General features: G+C 51.6%; 1 rRNA gene. It reads right to left on the reverse strand.

Going from position 1 to position 223, the window contains the following annotated elements:
• Positions 1-94: ribosomal RNA gene (locus WFI24_RS34660) — 23S ribosomal RNA — on the reverse strand; the annotation flags it as partial.
• Positions 95-223: the final 129 nt, after the last annotated feature.

Here is a 223-nt window from a genome sequence, read left to right on the forward strand (position 1 = left end):
GCTTACAGCTCCCCGAGGCAGTTTCGTTGTTCGCCACGTCCTTCATCGGCTCCTAGCGCCTAGGCATCCTCCGTGTGCTCTTAGTAGCTTAACCTCGTGCTCCGGTATTGGTCGCTCGCTTCCCTTGTTTTGCTTGCGCAAAGCCAAAAGTCGCTCCCACCCAAAACCATCGTACGTGCAATCTACCTTATAAACACTTCACTTGTTTACACAAGATCAGCTT

The organism is Paenibacillus sp. USHLN196 (assembly GCF_037144955.1).
Classification (GTDB): Bacteria; Bacillota; Bacilli; order Paenibacillales; family Paenibacillaceae; genus Paenibacillus; species Paenibacillus xylanexedens_C.